The organism is Thorsellia anophelis DSM 18579 (assembly GCF_900111395.1).
GTDB classification, from domain to species: domain Bacteria; phylum Pseudomonadota; class Gammaproteobacteria; order Enterobacterales; family Thorselliaceae; genus Thorsellia; species Thorsellia anophelis.
Genome location: NZ_FOHV01000062.1, coordinates 1 through 1756, shown reverse-complemented (window position 1 = coordinate 1756; position 1756 = coordinate 1). Strand labels below are relative to the sequence as shown.

The window sequence follows — 1756 nt, the reverse complement described above, 5'->3', positions numbered from 1 at the left end:
ATTGGTTCCTTTTCAATTTTTTCCGCCAAAAAATATGTTAAAATTTCCATTAAAATCAAAAATATAAAAATTTAATGTAAAATCAATTACTTATAAGATCCATCGAATGAGTATATGCTATATATTTCTTCACCACATATATCTCCTCCACCAAAATGGCTTAAAATCCATTTATAATCCTCTGGTAGTTTGATCGTTAACATCTCTTCTGCTTTGACAATCCATTCTAATGATGGAGCATCATCACTGGTTCCCATATTAGTTAGAGTCGAATGCTTGTCAAAAGCTTTCAGTAATTCATTTTTGTTAATAAAATTCTCTTTCTCTATTTATCCAATATTGCTCACGCCATACATTAAATGCCTGACGATCTATACCTGATGGTATAGTGTTAGGATTTGTATGTATTATTCCATGATTGTTTTGGTGGAACGTTTGGCTAACCTCAGCAATAGGGCCATTTTGAGTTTGTAACATATAATGTGAGTTTAAGAGTTGCCATCATCTATAGGAGCATGCATCGTGTACATACGTTCAAAATCAGTTGCGGGCAAGCATATTGCCCGAGAAAAGTAGGTTTAAAAAATCCTTATAGTTGGCACTGAAACTATTCTAATCATCTGGATCTTCGACGATACAATCCAAGAAAGTTTGGAAATCTTTCCATTCACCGAATAGTTGAACCCTATCAGTAACCGTAAAAAAGTATACCTTCCCGAAATCTTCTTTACGCAATGATAAAGCGTATGTTCCATCACCAGGATCATAGGCAAAAGAAAGTAAAGTACCTGGTTCAAACTTATCTGGAAGAGGATCATCAAACTCAGTAGAGTTATAGTCTTGCATTATTTCATTGACATCTAAAAATGCATTAATTGGATATAACCGTTCTGAATCATGTACATCCGAGGGTTCCGGTTGACCTCCATTATATTTTAAATAATGCTTTTTCATAGCAGTAGGTAACTTATGTCCGATAGTGCTTTCTAGCCTATAAAAATCTTTTTCGGTTGCAGGTTTTGAGGTAGAAGAAAAATTTAATTTCATAATCTCACCAAATTTTAAATATATAGCTATTACTATTTTCTGGAACTTTTTTATATTGGGCTACGCCACCAAAATGTACTATTTTTCTATGGGCATCTTGGCTAACCAATTGCATAGTACCTGTGTTAGATCCTGGATCATAATCATCTAAATGATGCCAAACATAACCTTTTGGAGTCGTTTTTCTGCCTATTGCTGCATTGGCTAAAGCAAAATCTTCATGGTAATCACCAGTATACTCAATTGTCTGTATTGGATTAACGCCATCTTTAGAATATAAAGCATTACTCTTTGAATAATCTAATCCCCCATTTTTTGTAACTTCTACACCGGTGAATCCTTTGGATTCCAATTTTTGTATAGAATAACAATTAGCCTCTGCTAACCCTAACGGATCGATCCACCCAGTGGGGTTATGTACGTACCCGTAGGGATTAAATCCACCAGCTAATCCTATGGGGTCGGGCGTCAGGTATTGCGCAGTGTTTGGGTCGTAGTAACGATGTCGATTGTAATGTAATCCGCTTTCATTGTCTAGATATTGACCTGGGAAACGGAGGTTACAAAAATCGTCATCGTTGGCACTGTACTGTTTGAGGATACTGCCCCAAAGATTGTGTTTGACGCGCCAACGGCCAGTGCCATCTTCAGCGAGTAGTTCGGTGGGGGTACCAATTTGGTCGGTGATGACGTAATTCAGTTCTCCTTG

Annotated in this window: 4 protein-coding genes; all 4 read right to left on the bottom strand. The window is 36.7% G+C overall.

What is annotated here, in order from left to right:
- Nucleotides 1-86 precede the first annotated feature (86 nt).
- The gene (locus BMW37_RS15675) at nucleotides 87-257 is read right to left on the bottom strand and encodes an SMI1/KNR4 family protein (protein WP_281241279.1); all 171 of its coding nucleotides are present in this window, start codon (nucleotides 255-257) and stop codon (nucleotides 87-89) included.
- A 49-nt stretch (nucleotides 258-306) separates the two neighbouring features.
- Nucleotides 307-477 (bottom strand): HNH/ENDO VII family nuclease, encoded by a 171-nt coding sequence (locus BMW37_RS14815; RefSeq protein WP_245711089.1) that lies wholly within the window; start codon nucleotides 475-477, stop codon nucleotides 307-309.
- A gap of 135 nt (nucleotides 478-612) precedes the next feature.
- On the bottom strand, nucleotides 613-1047 hold the full coding sequence (locus BMW37_RS14810; RefSeq protein WP_093322775.1) for an SMI1/KNR4 family protein: 435 nt from the start codon (nucleotides 1045-1047) through the stop codon (nucleotides 613-615).
- Between the two features lie 4 nt (nucleotides 1048-1051).
- A partial coding sequence (locus BMW37_RS14805) for an RHS repeat-associated core domain-containing protein (protein WP_177168709.1) occupies nucleotides 1052-1756 on the bottom strand: 705 nt, incomplete at its 5' end.

Excerpts from the sequence above, each read along its gene's own strand:
- BMW37_RS15675 (WP_281241279.1), bottom strand. The coding sequence starts at position 257 with ATGGGAACCAGTGATGATGCTCCATCATTAGAATGGATTGTCAAAGCA.
- BMW37_RS14815 (WP_245711089.1), bottom strand. The coding sequence starts at position 477 with ATGTTACAAACTCAAAATGGCCCTATTGCTGAGGTTAGCCAAACGTTC.
- BMW37_RS14810 (WP_093322775.1), bottom strand. The coding sequence starts at position 1,047 with ATGAAATTAAATTTTTCTTCTACCTCAAAACCTGCAACCGAAAAAGAT.